This is a genomic window from Parajatrophihabitans canadensis, assembly GCF_053764775.1.
In genome coordinates this window covers 760,874-777,827 of record NZ_CM132445.1, presented here as the reverse complement: position 1 = coordinate 777,827, position 16,954 = coordinate 760,874, and the positions used below count along the sequence as shown (strand labels likewise).

15 protein-coding genes are annotated in these 16,954 nt (G+C 63.0%); 4 read left to right on the top strand and 11 right to left on the bottom strand.

The window, feature by feature from the left end; all coding sequences use genetic code 11:
- Window positions 1–132: 132 nt before the first annotated feature.
- The 10 genes from ACSMXN_RS03800 to ACSMXN_RS03755 all read right to left on the bottom strand — a co-directional run bounded on the left by ACSMXN_RS03800 (window position 133) and on the right by ACSMXN_RS03755 (window position 11,164).
- Window positions 133–1,119 (bottom strand): sortase domain-containing protein, encoded by a 987-nt coding sequence (locus ACSMXN_RS03800; protein ID WP_081649324.1) that lies wholly within the window; start codon window positions 1,117–1,119, stop codon window positions 133–135.
- Window positions 1,116–3,920, bottom strand: a complete 2,805-nt coding sequence (locus ACSMXN_RS03795; protein ID WP_022915219.1) for a hypothetical protein — start codon at window positions 3,918–3,920, stop codon at window positions 1,116–1,118. Before ACSMXN_RS03795 ends, ACSMXN_RS03800 begins: the two co-directional genes overlap by 4 nt.
- A complete protein-coding gene (locus tag ACSMXN_RS03790) occupies window positions 3,917–5,593 on the bottom strand; it encodes a substrate-binding domain-containing protein (protein WP_022915218.1) in 1,677 nt (558 codons plus the stop codon). Before ACSMXN_RS03790 ends, ACSMXN_RS03795 begins: the two co-directional genes overlap by 4 nt.
- On the bottom strand, window positions 5,590–6,732 hold the full coding sequence (pstA, locus tag ACSMXN_RS03785; protein WP_022915217.1) for a phosphate ABC transporter permease PstA: 1,143 nt from the start codon (window positions 6,730–6,732) through the stop codon (window positions 5,590–5,592). The genes ACSMXN_RS03790 and pstA overlap by 4 nt, the downstream gene beginning before the upstream one ends.
- A gap of 19 nt (window positions 6,733–6,751) precedes the next feature.
- Window positions 6,752–7,795, bottom strand: a complete 1,044-nt coding sequence (gene pstC, locus ACSMXN_RS03780) for a phosphate ABC transporter permease subunit PstC (RefSeq protein ID WP_022915216.1) — start codon at window positions 7,793–7,795, stop codon at window positions 6,752–6,754.
- Window positions 7,792–8,556, bottom strand: coding sequence for a phosphate ABC transporter ATP-binding protein (locus ACSMXN_RS03775; protein ID WP_455407765.1), 765 nt, complete (start codon window positions 8,554–8,556; stop codon window positions 7,792–7,794). Before ACSMXN_RS03775 ends, pstC begins: the two co-directional genes overlap by 4 nt.
- Window positions 8,557–8,796: 240 nt before the next feature.
- On the bottom strand, window positions 8,797–9,291 hold the full coding sequence (locus ACSMXN_RS03770; RefSeq protein WP_022915214.1) for a hypothetical protein: 495 nt from the start codon (window positions 9,289–9,291) through the stop codon (window positions 8,797–8,799).
- Window positions 9,288–9,812, bottom strand: coding sequence for a hypothetical protein (locus ACSMXN_RS03765; RefSeq protein WP_022915213.1), 525 nt, complete (start codon window positions 9,810–9,812; stop codon window positions 9,288–9,290). Before ACSMXN_RS03765 ends, ACSMXN_RS03770 begins: the two co-directional genes overlap by 4 nt.
- Before the next feature lie 155 nt (window positions 9,813–9,967).
- Window positions 9,968–10,366, bottom strand: coding sequence for a hypothetical protein (locus ACSMXN_RS03760; protein ID WP_022915212.1), 399 nt, complete (start codon window positions 10,364–10,366; stop codon window positions 9,968–9,970).
- Window positions 10,367–10,504: 138 nt separating this feature from the next.
- A complete protein-coding gene (locus ACSMXN_RS03755) occupies window positions 10,505–11,164 on the bottom strand; it encodes a TetR/AcrR family transcriptional regulator (RefSeq protein ID WP_081649323.1) in 660 nt (219 codons plus the stop codon).
- Between the two features lie 88 nt (window positions 11,165–11,252).
- Here ACSMXN_RS03755 and ACSMXN_RS03750 point away from each other — a divergent pair, with 88 nt between their 5' ends.
- A complete protein-coding gene (locus tag ACSMXN_RS03750; RefSeq protein ID WP_022915210.1) occupies window positions 11,253–12,122 on the top strand; it encodes an NAD(P)-dependent oxidoreductase in 870 nt (289 codons plus the stop codon).
- 27 nt (window positions 12,123–12,149) lie between these two features.
- Here the strand turns inward: ACSMXN_RS03750 and ACSMXN_RS03745 are convergent, their stop codons facing one another.
- Window positions 12,150–12,593, bottom strand: a complete 444-nt coding sequence (locus ACSMXN_RS03745; RefSeq protein WP_022915209.1) for an Lrp/AsnC family transcriptional regulator — start codon at window positions 12,591–12,593, stop codon at window positions 12,150–12,152.
- 118 nt (window positions 12,594–12,711) lie between these two features.
- On the opposite strand from ACSMXN_RS03745, the gene ACSMXN_RS03740 reads away from it, so the two are divergent.
- From ACSMXN_RS03740 to ACSMXN_RS03730, 3 genes are all read left to right on the top strand, one after another.
- Window positions 12,712–13,533 carry a tryptophan 2,3-dioxygenase family protein gene (locus ACSMXN_RS03740; RefSeq protein WP_022915208.1) on the top strand — a complete coding sequence of 274 codons (822 nt, stop codon included), beginning with the start codon at window positions 12,712–12,714 and terminating at the stop codon, window positions 13,531–13,533.
- Entirely contained in the window at window positions 13,523–14,836 is a 1,314-nt protein-coding gene (gene kynU / locus ACSMXN_RS03735; RefSeq protein ID WP_022915207.1) for a kynureninase, read from the top strand. Before ACSMXN_RS03740 ends, kynU begins: the two co-directional genes overlap by 11 nt.
- 218 nt (window positions 14,837–15,054) lie before the next feature.
- Window positions 15,055–16,947 carry a hypothetical protein gene (locus tag ACSMXN_RS03730; protein WP_022915206.1) on the top strand — a complete coding sequence of 631 codons (1,893 nt, stop codon included), beginning with the start codon at window positions 15,055–15,057 and terminating at the stop codon, window positions 16,945–16,947.
- Window positions 16,948–16,954: the final 7 nt, after the last annotated feature.

Sequence of the window (16,954 nt, the reverse complement as noted above, 5' to 3'; positions counted from 1 at the left end):
CACACCTATTTCTGAAGGTCGAAATACTAACGAGGGATGAACCTGAAACCACAGGTTGGCCTTTTTCCTAAGGTTTCGTGACAGCCTGTAATCGGCTTACGGCATAAGGCGAATATTGCCCGCAGTGAACCTCTACATGAGGTTGGGCAGAAGCTGAATTGCAGTCTCGGTAACGCCCCAGAGCCCAGCAACGATGACAGGCACGCCGATGAGCCAGGTCTGCCACCGGCCCCACCGGTCCTGCGCCCACACTGCGGCCACCGCACCGAAGATCAGCAACGGCAGCCATAACACCAATGAGAAGAGCGCGCTGACGTCGCCCTTCATGGCCTGCTCTGCTGAAGGGATTGCCGTCAAACGGCCCGACGGAGTCCCGACGACCTTGCCCTGAAGCTTTGCGTCGATGTAGACGGTGCGCTGGGGCGTCCAACCATTCTTCCAGCTGCCACCTTCAGCGGTGACGAAGGTGATTCGAGATTCGTCACTCTTGAGCAAGGTCGGAAACTTGTCGCCCTTGTGCCGGACTTCCTCGACCTTGTAGGTGAAAGCGCCCTGCCCAGTGGTCATGGTGAAGGTGGCGCCCGGCTTGGCGGAGGGCAGGTCTCCGAAGATTCCCGAGAACAGCGTCTCGCGGCCGAAGATGACCGACGTTCCCGCTTGGCCGGGTAGCGGGGTGTCTCGCCGATGACCAGCACCCATGGCAAGGTCGCCGGAGGCGGTCCCCTCCAGAACGACTGAGTCTTTGATATGCATAGACGGCATAGTCATCAGTGCAACAGGCGCATCCGGAGTGATGATCCCGCCGAGCGGAGCGACCTGCAGTGAGAGTTGTTCCCTAAACTTTGCGTAGAGGTTGCTCTGGCTGTGCTGAAATTGAAGCGAACTAAGCACCAACGCGAAGAAGACGAACCACAATGCGGCGAAGCTGCAAGCGAGCAGCGTCCACGTGGTGATGATTGTCGCCGCGGTGGGCGCCTTTGTGAGCCGGCTGGGTTTGCCCCGACCGGCAAAGAAATTCCGTAGCCAGCGCATGGCTCTGCGGACGTGGCGCCACCGGTCCTCAGGATTCGACGAAGGTGCGGCGTCGGGTTGGGCGGGACGCTCCTGAACAGCCGTCATCGCCGGCCAACGCCGCTCACGTACGCCGACGCAAGCCCAGTCAGCAAGGCCAGAATGAACAATGCCGGTAGTGCGAAACCAAGCACACCAGTAGAGATACCGGCGGTCGAGCCCGCTGGGCGAGCCTCAATGGTGTTCGGTGCCGAGGACGAGACCTGCGGAGCCGCGGTCGCCGGCGGTGGCGTCGGCGCTGCATCACTTGATGCGTCGCTCTGTCCGCTGTCGGATGGTTGGCTAGCCGACGAAGGGGAACCGCCACCACCGCCTGGCACGGGGTCGACCGATCCGTCTAGGTTCGGGACGACGCCCTTTTGGTTCGCTACAGCGACCGCGGACGCTCTGGTGTAGTTCGCCAGCCTGAGCAGCCCGTTCGCCGCTGTTATGGGTAGATACCCGGGCGCGAGATCACCGTTAGCCAGTCCAGCCGTCTGTCCCGGCCCGGCCACGTAGTTGAGAAACCTCGCGTACCTGTTCGCATCGTCAGCATCGAGATACTTGGTAGGAACGTCGGTCGAAAGCAACATGATTCCCGGGTAGGCATTCTTGCCGGCCGGGTCGGTTCGCATCCTGTCGTAGGGCACGATCCAGGTCTTCTGAGACTCGTCCGGGGTGAGCATGAGTGCCGCAGCCCGCAGCGCGCCAGTGGTCGGTTGGACGAAGCTCCGATCGCTCAGGTCCGTGAAATCATCCGCGCCAGGAGCCTTTTGCGTCTGCAACGCCGCAGTGTCGAGCTGATACCGCCTCGCGTCCGCAAGGGAGACCAACCCCAGTACGAAACGGCTACCCGTCTCTTCGCGTCCTAGTGCCCCAACGCTCCGGTTTGCGGCGGTGTCTGGTAGGCCGTTCGGGACGTTGCAGGCAACCTGGGAGTTCGCAATGCCGAATTGAACATTGAACGGGATTACTGACGGGTCAGACACCGGCGCGGCAACCAACGGCAAGATCGGCGAGTGGTTGTCGCTGAGACACGGATTGCCAAGCCCGTTGTAGTAGGTGTCTAGCTGCGGCCAGCTGGAGAGCGGGAGGGCGATCCCACGATAGTTCGGGTTGACGACCATGCCCCATGGATCGGGCCGGCCGTCTAGCCAGGCCCGGGCGTCGGGATCGCTGTTGATGTAGGAGGTCAGGGCCGTCATCACGTCTGAATCGCTGGACATTGCGTAGAGCGTCGCGGTTGATTCGAGCTGGCTGATCTGAGGAAGCTTCATGCCAGGATTCAAGGCAAGGAATTCGGGGTCGACAGCCATATCCAGTGGATTGCTCGCCTGAGCGAAGTAGGGCGTCTCCATCTTCGAGCCCACCTTGACGGTGTAGCTAGCCCAGTCGTGCTTGACATCGGGGTAGGTGGGGTACGACATCGTCAACAGCTTCGCCAACAACCGCGCATTCAACCTGAGTGACTTGTACTCCCGCTTCTGGCCGTCATCCATGATGTACGCGATTGCGAATCCGCTGATTCCTGTGGGTGCCTGCACGACGGGATTAATAAACGGTGACTGGGCTGGCATTCCCTGGAAGGCCGCCTTTACCCCTATATACGTGCCGTTGGCGAGGCCGGTCTGCAGCAAGTTCTTGGCCTGAACCTCACTCGCCTGCACGTGATTGATCGGGTACAGACTCGGGTTCAGACAGAACGTCGGGGCCCACTGTTGCGTCGCGGGCAGAAGTGATTCCGATCCGTAGAAATTGATCGGTGGTCTGCTCGAGATGATGCCGCAGACGCTTGCGGATTGCGCGAACGTTAACGGAACTGTAATCCGGTTACGCCAGTTCGAAGCTGCCCACCAGAGCTGCCCGGTGACGGGCAGTTGCACGGACGCGCCAGGCCCTTGGGTGCCTGCTGCACCCGGCTCGGAGGCACCCTTCTGACTACAAGTGGCGAAGGCAGCAGCCGGATCGGTTGGCACATCGGCCGCCGGAAGTGGGGGCCCGCCCGGTAACCGAGCGGTTCCCTGCGCGTCGCAGCTGATCCCCATGATCGGGATAGCGACAATCGCGCACTTCACAGACACGGAGCAGCCCAGCGTCGCGTTCGTATCTTCAGTGTTGACAACGAATCTCGCGGATCCGTTACCCGCCACGTCCGTCGTTCCAAAGGTTGCGTTCGGAGGTGCTAGCGGCGTCTGGACGATCGACTGTTCAGGAGCCAATCCCGCACACCCCAGACCACCACCGGAGTAGACGGCGCCATTCGCACCGACGAAGGGCACCCACCGCTCGGCGTCGGTGTCCAACTCCTGGCAGGCGGGGGGAATGGGATGTGGAGCATCGACAACGAGCGCACGGTCGGCCACAGCGGCGTACCGATCGACCCTCCACGCCGGAAAGAAGCCCTGAGAGCGTGGCTGATAGCGGGTATCTGGGGTCTGGGTGTAGCACGTCTCCGGTGAGATCTGCTGGGTCGCTGGCACGCGCGTGGAGTCCACTCCACGACATTCCAGAATCACCATCGGGTATTCCTGACTCGCGGCGTATTGCGAATTGTTGTCATAGACGACGGCACCGGTTGGGTGTGCACCTGACCAGGTGACGTTGATCGTTTGTCGATCGCGTAGATCACGGGTCGTATCGACGTTCACCGTCACCTTCCGGGTGTCGACGACCTCGTCCTTGCCATCCACCAGATGATCTCTGGTGACCGTTTGCGTGTGAGTGAACCCTGCCGTCGCTCCGACGGTCGCTGCCGGGGCCGACTGCGAGAACCACAGGCCGCCAACGAGCGCCAGAAGCACGACGCTGGTGACCGCGAGCGTCTTGCTCAGGCGGCGTCGCGCCCGCGTGATCCCGTTACCGCGGCTCATGGTCGCCCTCTGCGGCGCCGCAGCACGTAGAAGTAGAACAGTGGCGGGACAATAAGCACCGCTAGCATCTCGATCGCGGCCAACGGCGCCAGGACCGGGCTCATGTCGCACTGGCGATAGGCGGCCAAGTCGGTGGGTACCCCCGTGACCTCCGAATCGGAAACACCGCTGGTATCGGTGACTTGCTCCCCCGTTGCCGGGTCGACCTTGACCGCCGCGGCCTTCGTGGGGCCCGTCGAGGGTTTCTTTGTCCCGAGTGCCAGATCACCGGTTCCGGTCGACGTTGAGCCGGACTGTCCCGAATTTGCGCCGCCGGCCGTCGATGTCGCCGCCGCGCTGGAAGTCCCTGGGTTGCCCGCGTCGGCACATGGCCCGGCTCCGGCCCGATCACAAGCTGGGATGGCTGGAGCAATCTGCGCGAGATGGTTTGCCGACAGATTGCCCGGCACAAAGGTTGGGTTGTTACACGTCGTGACGTTACGTCGCGCCAGGTCGACCTTCGGGTCGGCGGTCTTCAGCTTTGCTGTCTGGTCAAAGCTTGCCTGCACCAGGTTGAGTGGCAGCGAGGAATAGCCGACCGCACCGACCAGCGCCTGCCCTTGACATACCGAGTAGTACAGGAAGTCCGCTAGCGTCTGCCGCTTGGCGGTCGTCATGCGCGAATCCGCCGCGGACGTCGGAATGATCATGTAAGAGTAGGAGGAGAGCGGGTAGGTCCGCGGATCGCGGTCAACGTAGACCTGCGACAAGTTCTGCAGCAGGTAGTCCGGCGAAGCCTTGTTCATGTTGATCTGAGCCTTCTGCAGAGCAACCGCCACGTTGTACTGAGTCGGCAACGTGAAGTTCCCTGCGGCGTTTTCGATCTTGGCGACCGGGTAGTTCTTGGCCAGGGCATACGAGTATTCGTCGTAGCCGATCGACCCATTCGCGGCAGCTGACGTTATGTAGTTGATGATGCTGTCAGACCCGTTCTGCGCGATCCCGACCTTATGCGGGTAATACTCAGTCGAACCCGCGCCGCCTGCGTATGGTCGCCAGATATTCGGGTACTGCTGATCGAGGTACAAGGTGAACTGCGCGGTCGAACCGGATCCCTCCTGATGAGTAATGGGAATGATCGGAATCGACGGGAACTTTCTGCCGTTGTTGTCGTCCGAAATCGCCTTATCATTCCAGTTCTTGATGCCACCGGTAAAGATCTTGGCAAGGGTCTGTCCTGACAGCCGCAGGTTGCGTACAAGCTTGCCCGCAACGGTCAGGTGATACGGAAAGGACGTGCCACCAGAGACGATCGGCAGATAGGCGTAGGGGCGGCAGTCCTGTTGGCTGTTCAGCTTGCACGGTACGTCAAGCTGCCCAGTCAAAGGGTCCTTACCTAGATAACCGATGTCGCTGACAGCGAAGTCCGTCGTCTGATTACCAAAATCCTTTCGGCCCTGAGCCGAACCCGTGGAGGTGAAGACGACCTGCAGACCGCTCGAGGTAACCCCCGCGACCCACACATTGATGGCATTCGTGGCCCAGGATGAGCCGGTGCCCTGAATCAGCTGATGGCTCGCCGCACCATCGGCCGGCACGTTGGCTGTAGCGAGCAGGCCGGCGGCCAGCACGGCGACGAATGCTGGCCATCTCAGTTTCTTGCGAACCGGTCGATTTCTACGAACAAATTTCATCGGGAACCGCTCTTGTCTCGGGCCAGGAATCGGGTGGTGATGAAGAGAACGCCGACGATGACGAGCAGCAGCGTGGCCGCTCCGTAGGCTCGCTGAATGGCAAGCGGCAGGCCACTGCGCACGTTGGAATAGATGAACAGCGGTAACGAGTTCATCGGGTTGTGCAGGGGATTCCACTGGGTGAACGTGGATGCGCCGGAGACAATCAGGAGCGGCGCGGTTTCACCCGCAATGCGGGCGATTCCCAGAATGAGTGAGGTAGCCAGCCCCGATTTGGACGTCGGAATGACCACTCGGCGAACTGTCTGCCACTTCGACGCGCCCAGCGCCAGGCTCGCTTCGCGCAGCCCGCTAGGAACAACCCGCAACACCACCTCGGCCGAGCGCGCGATCGTCGGCACCATGGTCACCGCCAGCGCAAGACCCGCACAGAGCCCGTTCCGCTCCTCGCCGAGTTCGAGAATGAGCAGTGTATAGATGAACAATCCGGCGAGAATGTCCGGTAGCGCGGTCATCGCTTCCACGACGGTTCGGACCACGTTGGCGAGCCTGCCGCCGACCTCGGTCATGTACACGGCCGTACCGATACCGAGCGGCAGGGCCAGCGCGGTGGCAATCACCACCTGCACCGCCGTGCCGATGACGGCATGACGAACTCCACCTTTCGTCAACGGGTCAGTCGGCGAGACACCAGACATGTCTTTGGTATAGAAGTTCAAGTGGTGAAGGGCCGGCCAACCCTTCCAGACTATGTAGATCAGCGTCGAGGCCACTGCGATAGCGACGACAACGCCACCGCTCAGCACCACGGCCGCGACAAACCGGTCGAGCACCTCTGGTCGCGGATTCGAAAGCGCCGATACGCCGGCATAGAAGGCGAGAAACACGACCCACCAGCACAGGATGAAGCCGAGCACCCCGCTCCATAGCAGCACATGTTCGTACACGACCCAGACGAAGGCCGACGAGGCGACCGCGCTGCCGAACAGCGACATCGTGTCATCGACAGTGCGGACGTTGATGCGGCGCGGCTCATCCTCGACAGTCGCCAGCGGCTGATCAATCGGTTCGGCCGGGGTCCGTGCACTGTCACCGGGGTCGCCAACAGGTGCCAGCGGGCGTTCAGAGACGGTAGTCATGTCAGTCGTGGCATCCGTTCTAGATGTCGGTGGCTGAACCGCTACGGCTGCGGTTGACGACGATGGCGGCAAGCGTGTTGACACACAGCGTCAGGATGAAGAGCACGAATCCAGCGGTCAGCAAGGCAGTCAACTGCGTCGAGGTGGCCTCGCCGAAGTTCCCGGCGATCAGGGCGGACACTGTCTGGGTACCGTCCGTCAGCACCTTGATCTTGATATCGAAGGCCGGCACGGTGATGAGCAGAACCGCGATCGTCTCACCGAGCGCGCGTCCAAGGCCGAGCATGGTTCCACCGATCATTCCGCCGCGGCCGAACGGCAGCACCACCGATCGCACCATGCCCCACCGGGTCGAGCCGAGCGCGTACGCGGCCTCGCGTTCGCCGATCGGTGCCTGGGAGAAGACGCTGCGCATCACTGAACAAGCCAGCGGTATCACCATCATCGATACACAGAGCCCGGCGATGAAGGCTGAGCCGGTGTACTGCGTCTGCGCCCATGAGGCTGCCTTCGGATCGGTGTCGACCTTGAAGAACGGGATCCACCCAAAGTATTGGCTCAGCCAGCGCGAAACATAAATCGCCTTCGGTTCGAGTAGAAAGAAGCCCCACAGGCCATAGATGATGCTCGGCACAGCAGCCATGAGGTCGACCGCGGCCACCAGCGAACTCTTCAACCGGATCGGCGCGTACTCGCTGATATACAGGGCGGTCGCCAGCGCGAGCGGAAAGGCGACAGCGAGCGCGATCAACGCTACCTCGACCGTGCCTACCAGCACCGCCGAGATGCCGATGATGTCTCGCTCGGGAAGCCACTGGCTCTCGGTAAAGAACTTGAAGCCATAGTGCTTGAGGGTGGGAATCGCCTGGTAGCCGAGGAACAGTCCGATGGCCGACGTCAATGCCAGGACGAAAACGCCGATCGATCGCGTGACACCGTGAAAAACCCGATCCGAGAAGGGTAATCCCGGGTCGATCGAACGGGGCTGGTCGTAGTCTCCGTATTCCGATGGTGGTTCTGATGGCGGTGAAACAAGATTGCTCTCGATGAACGTATCGCTCATCCGAACCGGCCGTTCACGTAGTCCGACGTGCGCTCGTCGCGCGGGTTCCCGAACACCTGATCAGTCGGGCCGGCCTCCACGATCACGCCCGGGGTCCCTTGAGCAGCAAGGAAGAACGCGCACTGTTGCGAGACTCGCACCGCCTGCTGCATATTGTGCGTGACGATCACAATCGTCACGTCGGGGGCCAACTCGGCGATGGTCTGCTCGATCCGATAGGTCGACGTTGGGTCCAACGCCGAGCACGGCTCGTCCATCAGCAATACTTCAGGTTCGACCGCTAACGACCGGGCTATGCACAGTCGCTGCTGCTGCCCGCCGGAGAGTGCAGATCCAGGGGTGTTCAGGCGATCCTTGACCTCGTTCCACAGGCCACCACGGGTCAAGCAACGCTCGATGAGATCGGCCTTTGCGCCCCGAGAGACTTTTGTCCCGGTCAGTTTGAGACCGGCGGTCACGTTGTCGGCAATGGACATCGCCGGGAATGGGTTGGGTTTCTGGAACACCATGCCGATTCGCTTACGGGTCAGGGTGACACGCTGTCCGGGGTCGTAGATGTCCTCACCGTGCAGCAGTACCTCGCCGGCGAGCTTGGCCGATGGAATCGACTCGTGCATTCGGTTGAGGATGCGCAGAAAAGTCGATTTGCCACAGCCGGACGGGCCAATCAGCGCCGTAACGGTTCGCGGCGGCATGGTCAGCGATACGCGATCGAGAACCTTGCGGCTACCGAACCAAGCGGAGATGTTGCGGGCGTCCAGCGAGCCGTACCCACCGGCAGCACGGTAAGGCTCGCCGAGGTGTCCGTTGTCGGAAATGGACTGTCCCAAGACAGGCGACGACGACAACCGAATCCCCCTTAGTTCTGCACCCTCGCCGCATCGGCAATGTAGGTTTCTTGCTTATTTGTCAACATGATCGATGCGCACCCTCTTGAGCGCGTGCGAGTACATCTCACGCGCCCCGAGGTACGGTCAGAGGGAGCATCGGTGAACAGGGGATTAACCACGATCCACATTTGGGGATTGCGAGACTTTTAGCTGCCGGGTGATCACAGGCAGTGTGGATAGGTCACGCACAGCGAGCGACGACTCGAGCAGGCGAACCTCTCGGCCGGCCCGCCGCGCCGCTGTTCGGGTAAGAAATCCATCGATCGGCGCTGAGCGGGCGTAGTTCACGAACTGAAGCCGAGCCTGTTCGCAGCGCAACTGCCGGTCATAGTTGTGACCCGACACGGCTCGCACTATTCCGTCCACCTTCAGTGTCCAGGCCCAGCGGTTTTGCGCGGCCGGCCGCACGGAACCCCGACACTCATCGAGGTGATCCAGAAGGTCGAGGATTGCCTGTCTGCAACCATCGACGTCGGCATACAGCTCCGGACCCCGTCCGAGATCGCGGTTGTTACCGCTCAGCAATCGCCAGCCGACAACGGACGATTCCGAGGCCGCGTAGACCTGAAAGTGCGGTCCCGTCGCGATCCGCCGGACCGCGGTCATTTCAGGACCACCTCGACGGCAGGCAGGTCAGGCCTGGCAAACAGGCCGGTAACCGGGTAGCCCGCGCTGGTGACCTGAAAGTCGGCCTGTTTGTAGACACCGAGCGAGCGCGGACCAATGTGTCGTACCTCGTCCATATCCGGGACGGCAGCCGCCAGCGATTCGACGAATTGGCGCAGCCCGCGCAGGCACTCGATGCGCCGGTGATACTGATGCGCCGAAGTCGCGACCCAGGCCCCGTCGAGCATCAAGGTCCAACCCCAGCGGGACTGCTCCGAGTTGAAGACCGCGGAGTACGTCGCCGAGGCTCTACCGAGATGCAGTTCGAGCGCCGCGCTGTAGCAGTCCTCGACGCTGCCGAAAGTGATTGCCGAACGTCCCATGGCCCGGTTGTTTGCCGCTAGCAAGCGCCACGCGACCCTGCCGTCGGTTACTACCGGCCCGCGATTTGCTCTCGCTTCGACCTGATCGGTCAGGAAAACAAATCGTGGCGCGCCACGCACGACGTGCTGCAACTCCACCGTATCCGGCTCCGCCCTGTTGGGTGAATCCCCCGCGATCCCCCGCCCGGGGTAAGAGTTCGGTGTGCGGGCGAAGCTACGGTGTCCAATCAATGAACAAGAGACGGGCGGCAGGCGCTATTTAACCTAGAGCGCACCTGAGTCTGACAACGGTGTTAACGCTGGTGCGCATGTGCGATGTTGATGGCGGCGATACCGGTCCATCCGATGACCATCGCGATGATCCCGCTGAGGCCGCCGTGCGTGGTGCCGAGAGCGATCGCTGTCACCGGGATTCCGGTGATCAGCGACGCCGCGGCGATGAAGGTACGGGCTCCCGCGCGATCGCTACGTCCGCCCTGGTTGCTCTGTGCGGCCGGCTGATAGCCGTTCGCCGCGCCGGCCTGGTGTCCGGCCATCCGGGTATCGACCCGCTCGTCGATGGCCCAGCCGACGCGATCCAGGAATTCGCTGATGACGGCATCGTCGTGCTCCGGGCCGATGTCGTTGCGAACGGCGATGCTGATTGCGAGGTCTTCGTCCGAGATAGGTCGCTTGAGGCGATCATCGATCATGAGCGCGTCCTTTCCGTCCCGTCAACGGTGTCACGACCGCCCAAGCCGCAGCAATGGAGTTCTCACCTCCGGCGGTGGTGGGGTTTTGTCCACCCCCTTGATTCGCCCCTTGATCCGCGGCCGTGATCGGAGGAATGCTCAGTCGGCCACCGACAACCGAGGCTTGGCCTCCAGGCCACGCAGTCCATTCCAACCAAGATTCACCAAGTGTGCAGCGACCTCTTCGCGTTTGGGCTTTCGCACCTCGAGCCACCACTGCCCGGTCAGCGCGACCATGCCCACCAGCATCTGGGCATACATTCCGGCCAGCTTCGGATTCAGCTGCCGATCGCTGAACTCACGAACCAAGATGTACTCCACCTGGCTGGCGATGTCGTTCAGTAACGACGAGAAGGTGCCCGTGCTCGAGGCAACCGGCGAATCACGGACGAGGATCCGGAACCCGTCCGTCTCCTCCTCGATGTAGATCAGCAGCGCAAGAGCGGCTTGTTCCACCAACGCGCGGGGATTGTCACCGGTCAGTGCGGAGGTGATGCGATCCATCAGGCTCCGCATTTCGCGGTCGACTACGACGGCGTAGAGGCCTTCTTTACCCCCGAAGTGCTCGTACACGACTGGTTTGCTTACGCCGGCACGCGAGGCGATCTCTTCGATCGAAGAGGCTTCGAAGCCTTTCTCGGCGAACAACGCGCGCCCTACATCGAGCAGCTGCTCGCGCCGTTCCTTCCCGGTCATTCTGATCCGGGGCCTACCTTCGCTGTCGGTCACACTGTCCAGTGTCCCAGTAATCGCCGACATGCCCCCGAATCGTGTAACGCTCGGCATCTCCTGGATGCCGGGTGTTACACGATTCGGGGGTTTTGGGGGGCGCGGATACGGTGAGGTCATGTCACAGCAACCAACGATTGGCATCTACTCCCCCGGCGCAATGGGCAGCGGGTTGGGGCTGGCGTGGCAGCGCGGTGGGGCTCGGGTTGTGACCACCCTTGCCGGCCGCAGCGCTCGCACGCAGGAGCTGTCGCGCGGACTGGAGATTCTGCCCGACCTCGAAGCCGTCGTAGCGGTCGCCGATGTCGTCGTCAGTGTCGGGCCACCCGCACTCGCCGGCGCGTTCGCCGAAGCGATCGCGCAGGCCTGCCAGGCGACCGGCTCGCATCCCGTCGTCGCCGACGTCAACGCCATCTCACCTGAGACCCTGGCCGAGCTGGCCGCAACCCTCGCGGGAGTCGGCTGCGAGGTTCTCGACGGATCGATCAGTGGTGGACCTCCGACGGAGACCTCCGCGACCCGGCTGTACCTCTCCGGGCCCTCGGCGGATCGGATTTCTCAGTGGCCCGCGACCGGGCTGGTGTATCGGGTCGTCGGTGATCAGCTGGGAACCGCATCGGCGGTCAAGATGTGTACGGCTGCCATTTACAAGGGTTTTGCCGGGTTGCTTGCGCAATCCCTGCGCACGTCTCGTACCCATGGCGTCACCGCTGAGGTGCTTGCCGACCTCCAGAGCGCCTTCGGGCCACAGTTGACTGGTGCGGCGAGCCTGATCGCCGCCGCGGCGGCGAAGTCAGACCGCTACCCCGGCGAGATGCGCGAGATCGCCCGCACCCAGAGCGTCGCAGGTCTGCCCGCCTCCCTGTACCTGGCGTTCGCCGAGGTGTACGAGGACATGAATCGGACCGAACTCGCGACGCTGTCCCCGGAGCAGGCGGCGGCCATGACCGATCTGGACGAGGTGCTCGAAAAACTGCGAATCGTGTAACGCTCGGCATCGATGCGGTGCCGAGCGTTACACGATTCGGGTGGGTTCGACGGGCTTCCAGGCAAGCGGGCTCGCGAGCAGCAGCGATGAGGTGGGCTTGCCATAGCTGGCCAGCCGATCGACCAGATCTTGGAATTGCCCCATATCCGCGACCGCCACCCGCAGCAGCGAGCAACCGTCGCCCGTCACCCGGTGCAATTCGAGCACCTCTGGCCAATCCAGCACCGCGGGATCTTTCAGAATGCAGCGCGGGCCGTAGCAGTCGAGCTGAACGAACGCCTGCACCGGACGGCCAAGTGCTGCCGGATCCACGCGGGCGCTGTAACCACTGATCACGCCGGCGTCGACCAGTCGGCGCACCCGCTCAGCGACCGAAGGCGCCGAGAGATTGACCCGCCGCGAAAGCTCGTTCTGCGACACCCTGGCGTCGGCTTGAAGCGCCGCCAGAATTCGCCAGTCGACAGCATCCATGCCAGCACCTCATGTTCATAACGTGTGATACGAGAGCAAATACCAATCGTAACGGCTGAGGTCACAGACCAGCGAGATTGACATTCCATCGACGGCTTTGCCGTTGGATCATGATGCTATGACCACCCTGGACGCTGATGCACCCGATCTCACCTACTCCGGCCGGACTCCCTACGTTCGCTACACGGAGTCCGACGTCCTGCACGACCTGATCCACCCGGAGACCGACGAGCCGCTCGAGGTGACGTTCGTCGTCGCAACCCAGATCATGGAGCTGCATTTCAACCTGTTGATCCACGAGCTCGAACGAGCGGTAGACAGACTCGCTCAGGACGACCTGGCTGAGGCACTCGCGGCGCTTCGCCGGACGGTGGTAACGCAGAATTCCCTGATCTCGTCGTGGGATCTGCTGTCGGTTATGTCTGCTGTGCAGTACAACCGCTTTCGCGGGTCGCTCGGCAAGGCCTCGGGATTTCAGTCGTTCAGCTACCGTCAGCTCGAATTTCTCATCGGAGCCAAAGACGCGCGCATGCTCAACCCGCACGCCGGGATGCCCTCGGTGCACGCCCGACTGCAGTCAGCTTTTGAGGCACCATCGGTCTACGACGCCGCCCTGTCGTATCTGAGTCGCCGCGGACTCCCCGTGCCCGCCGAGGTACTGCACCGCGACGTCAGCCAACACTGGGTCGAACCGAACGCTGCCGTGATCGAGCTGTGGCGCCAGGTGTACCAGCGCGAGGACGAACTCACCGAGCTGGCCGATATTCTGACCGAGGTGGCCGAAAGGCATTCGACGTGGCGATTCGTGCACTACACGGCGGTACGGCGAATTCTCGGGGCCAAGCCGGGCACCGGTGGTTCGGCCGGTCTGGCGTGGCTCAAGCGCACCGTAGACACGCCCGTGTTCGTCGATCTGTGGGAGGTACGAAGTGTCCTCTGAGTTGACCGACACCGGACGGGCTGGTTCCGACGCCGAAAGGGTCGACGCCGAACGGGCTGACGCGGAAAGGGCTGACGCGGAAAGGGCTGACGCCGAACGGGCTGACGCCGCCGACGAATTGGCCTTTACCCGAGAGCGGTTCGCGCTACCACCAGGCGTCATCTATCTGGACGGAAACTCTCTCGGCGCGATGCCGACGGCCGTACCTGACGCGATGGCTGATGCCCTGACGCGGCAATGGTCGAGGGACCTGATCACCTCGTGGAATGTCAACGGTTGGTGGCAATTACCAGCCACCATCGGTGATCGGATCGGTACCTTGATCGGCGCCGCACCGGGTCAGGTGATGTGTGGCGATTCCACCTCGGTGCAGCTCTTCCAGGTCCTCGTAGCCGCCAGCAGATTACGTCCCGGCCGAACCGTCCTGCTCACTGATGGCGCGGGCTTTCCGACCGATCAGTACATCGCTGACTCGGTGGCACGCCTGTTCGATCTCGAGGTCATCAGATTGCATCCGTCCGAATTGACTGAGCATCTCGACGATCGGACCGCTGTCGTATCGCTCAGCCTCGTCGATTACCGCACCGGTGAACTCTTCGACGCAGCGAGCATCACGACGCAGGTCCGCGATGCGGGCGCGATCATGGTGTGGGATCTCTGCCACGCTGTGGGCGCGCTACCGGTCGACCTGGACTCCATTGGCGCCGATTTTGCTGTTGGATGCACGTACAAATACCTCAACGGCGGTCCAGGGTCGCCGGCCTTCGTCTACGTTGCCGAACAGCACCTCACGCCGGCCGATCTGCCGTTGACCGGCTGGCATGGGCACCGCGCGCCGTTCGATCTCGAACAGCATTACCGGCCAGCCGATTCGGTAGAGCAAGCGCGCATTGGCACTCCGCCACTGCTCTCGATGCAAGCCCTGCACGCGGGACTGTCTGCCTTCGATGGCGTTTCCCTCGTCCGGTTGAGAGAGAAGTCGCTTGCGCTGACCGATCGGGTAATCGCGTACGCCGATGAGCATCTTCGCGAGTACGGCGTCGAGGTCGTGACCCCGAGACCGCACGAGCATCGCGGTTCGCACGTTTCGCTGCGAATGCCGTATGCCTACGAGGTATGTCAAGCGCTCATCGCACGCAAGGTGATCGGTGATTTTCGAGCACCAGATCTGTTGCGCTTGGGATTCACGCCGCTGTACCTCAGTCACATCGATGTCTTGGATGCCATGCGAGCCCTGGACGATGTCCTTGCCTCCGGTGAGTACCGCGAACCGGCCTATGCCCAGCGCACAGCGGTCACCTGAGCCACTGCGTCGACGTCATCTTCTGGAAACCTCCGCGGCACGCAGCCGTGTCGTAGGCACTGTTGCATCAGAGCGGTACTAGTCTTCAACGATCGAGTCGAGGTCGGCCGCTACCGATACCCGCCATACACCGTGAGCACCATTTGGGAGCACTCGTGCGGGAATCTGTTGCATCAAAAGGAAGATCTGCTCCGGCCCGAGCGGCAACCGTACTGCTGGTGACCGCGACGAGCGTCGTTGTAGGTGGGCTCTCGGGCGCGGATCGAGCCGCGGCCGACCCGACACCCCTGTGCTCGAACACCACCTGCACCGTCGACTTTGCGCTAACCGGCAGTCCGCAGCTCTGGGTCGTTCCGGCAGGCGTCGCCAGCGTGACGGTCACGATCGCTGCCGGTGCGGGCGGCGGGTCAAATGCGGGAGCGGGTGGGTCGGGCGGACAGCAAGTCGCGACTTTGCCTGTGACCTGGGGCGAAAACCTCACGGTGGTAGTAGGGACGGCAGGGACGAAGGGAACCTCCGGCGGGACGGGCGGCTACGGCGGGGGCGGCAACGCCGGACTGCAAGTCGGCGGGTCCGGCGGAGGTGGCGGCGGATCGTTCATCTTCGATACCAGCACCGGCAACGCCGCCTTGCTCATCGCGACCGGTGGAGGTGGGGGTGCTGGGGGCGATGCCGGCGAGATTCCAGGCGTCGGCGGTGCCACCGGCGCTGGCGGTGACGCCACCTCGACTCTGAATGGCACCCTTGGCGGCGCGGGCGGGACCACCACAGCCGGCGGTGTCGGCGGTCAGGGTTCGGCAGGCCCGACGTCAAAAGGCTCACAGGGCACCGGCCCCGCCACTGACCCAAACGTCCTCGGCGTCGGCGGCTCGGGTGGCAACGACCTGCCAGCGCCGATGATCAGCTTCGGCGGCGGAGGCGGCGGCGGGGTCTTCGGCGGCGGCGGTGGCGGTGTGCAGAACCTCCCTGCGCTTGCGGTCGGAGCGGGCGGCGGTGGCGCGGGATTCCTGACGCCGACCGGCACTGCTCTGTCGAGCTCGACAAACGCCGGCGATGGTTCGGCGCACATTGCCTATTCAGCGCCGGTGACCACCACGACGTCAGGCACGCTGACCGATGCCTCGACTGGAGATCCGATCGGCAACGGTTGCGTGGTGTTCTCACCGGCGGCCTTTCCCGGCCGAACCAACTACACCGGGGTTGGCAGCAACGGCCGCTGGTCCTTCGATACGGAAGAATTTGGCCCGTTCAATCTGGCTTTCTACACGACTGCGTCGGGTGACTGCAGTCAACCGATCCTGCCGGCACCGGTGCCTTCGTGGTTCATCGATCAGCCGTTGACCGGTACCGATGAGCACATCATCCAACCACCTGCTGGCGCCGCCACCGTGACGGCAGGAACGTCCGGAATCGTTGCCTGCCTTGGCAAAACTGCGCTACCAACCAGCGCGTGCGCGCCGCCGCCGAACTTCTCCCTGTCCGGAACGGTGCATACGAGCGGCCAGATACCGCTTGCCGATGTCTGCGTGTTCGTGCTCACCGGGCACGGCGACGGCGCGGGAGTCGCGGTCACCGATGCGGCTGGCAACTGGACAGTCGCCGGTCTGCCGCGCAACGCAGGGCTGGTGCTCGCCTTCGTCCCCGACTTCGGAGCTCCCGGATCGCCTTGCGACAGCGGCAACGGACCACCGCCAGTCCCCGCTGCCGGTGCCCTGCAGCCGGTGTTTTACAACAACGTCTGGCTCAATCTTGGGGATCCTGCGCTACTCAACGACACCTACACCTGGGGGGTGAACCATGGCGCGACCCTGGTTCACGCACCGCAGCGCGGTATCGATACCTGCATCACGACCGCGCCGGGTTCTCTCGTCCCGAGACCCGGATGCGCGCCCGCTGCCGTCATGGCCAACGAGCCGCCGATCGATCCAGCAAGCGGTGACGCCCAGCCGACCGGCTCCGTTATATCGACCGGCTCCGTGGTAACGGACGGCACACTCGCCGACACCGGAACACCGCTGACCCCGCTGATCACCACCGGCGCGGTCGCGATCGCGCTCGGCTGCCTGATGAGCTGGCTGGCGGCTCGGCGGCGAGGGACTCGCGCGAGGTAGCCACGCC

Bases quoted from the DNA above. Each gene is read 5' to 3' on its own strand.
- ACSMXN_RS03800 (WP_081649324.1), bottom strand. From the start codon at position 1,119: ATGACGGCTGTTCAGGAGCGTCCCGCCCAACCCGACGCCGCACCTTCG.
- ACSMXN_RS03795 (WP_022915219.1), bottom strand. From the start codon at position 3,920: ATGAGCCGCGGTAACGGGATCACGCGGGCGCGACGCCGCCTGAGCAAG.
- ACSMXN_RS03790 (WP_022915218.1), bottom strand. From the start codon at position 5,593: ATGAAATTTGTTCGTAGAAATCGACCGGTTCGCAAGAAACTGAGATGG.
- pstA (WP_022915217.1), bottom strand. From the start codon at position 6,732: ATGACTACCGTCTCTGAACGCCCGCTGGCACCTGTTGGCGACCCCGGT.
- pstC (WP_022915216.1), bottom strand. From the start codon at position 7,795: ATGAGCGATACGTTCATCGAGAGCAATCTTGTTTCACCGCCATCAGAA.
- ACSMXN_RS03770 (WP_022915214.1), bottom strand. From the start codon at position 9,291: ATGACCGCGGTCCGGCGGATCGCGACGGGACCGCACTTTCAGGTCTAC.
- ACSMXN_RS03760 (WP_022915212.1), bottom strand. From the start codon at position 10,366: ATGATCGATGATCGCCTCAAGCGACCTATCTCGGACGAAGACCTCGCA.
- ACSMXN_RS03755 (WP_081649323.1), bottom strand. From the start codon at position 11,164: ATGTCGGCGATTACTGGGACACTGGACAGTGTGACCGACAGCGAAGGT.
- ACSMXN_RS03750 (WP_022915210.1), top strand. From the start codon at position 11,253: ATGTCACAGCAACCAACGATTGGCATCTACTCCCCCGGCGCAATGGGC.
- ACSMXN_RS03745 (WP_022915209.1), bottom strand. From the start codon at position 12,593: ATGGATGCTGTCGACTGGCGAATTCTGGCGGCGCTTCAAGCCGACGCC.
- ACSMXN_RS03740 (WP_022915208.1), top strand. From the start codon at position 12,712: ATGACCACCCTGGACGCTGATGCACCCGATCTCACCTACTCCGGCCGG.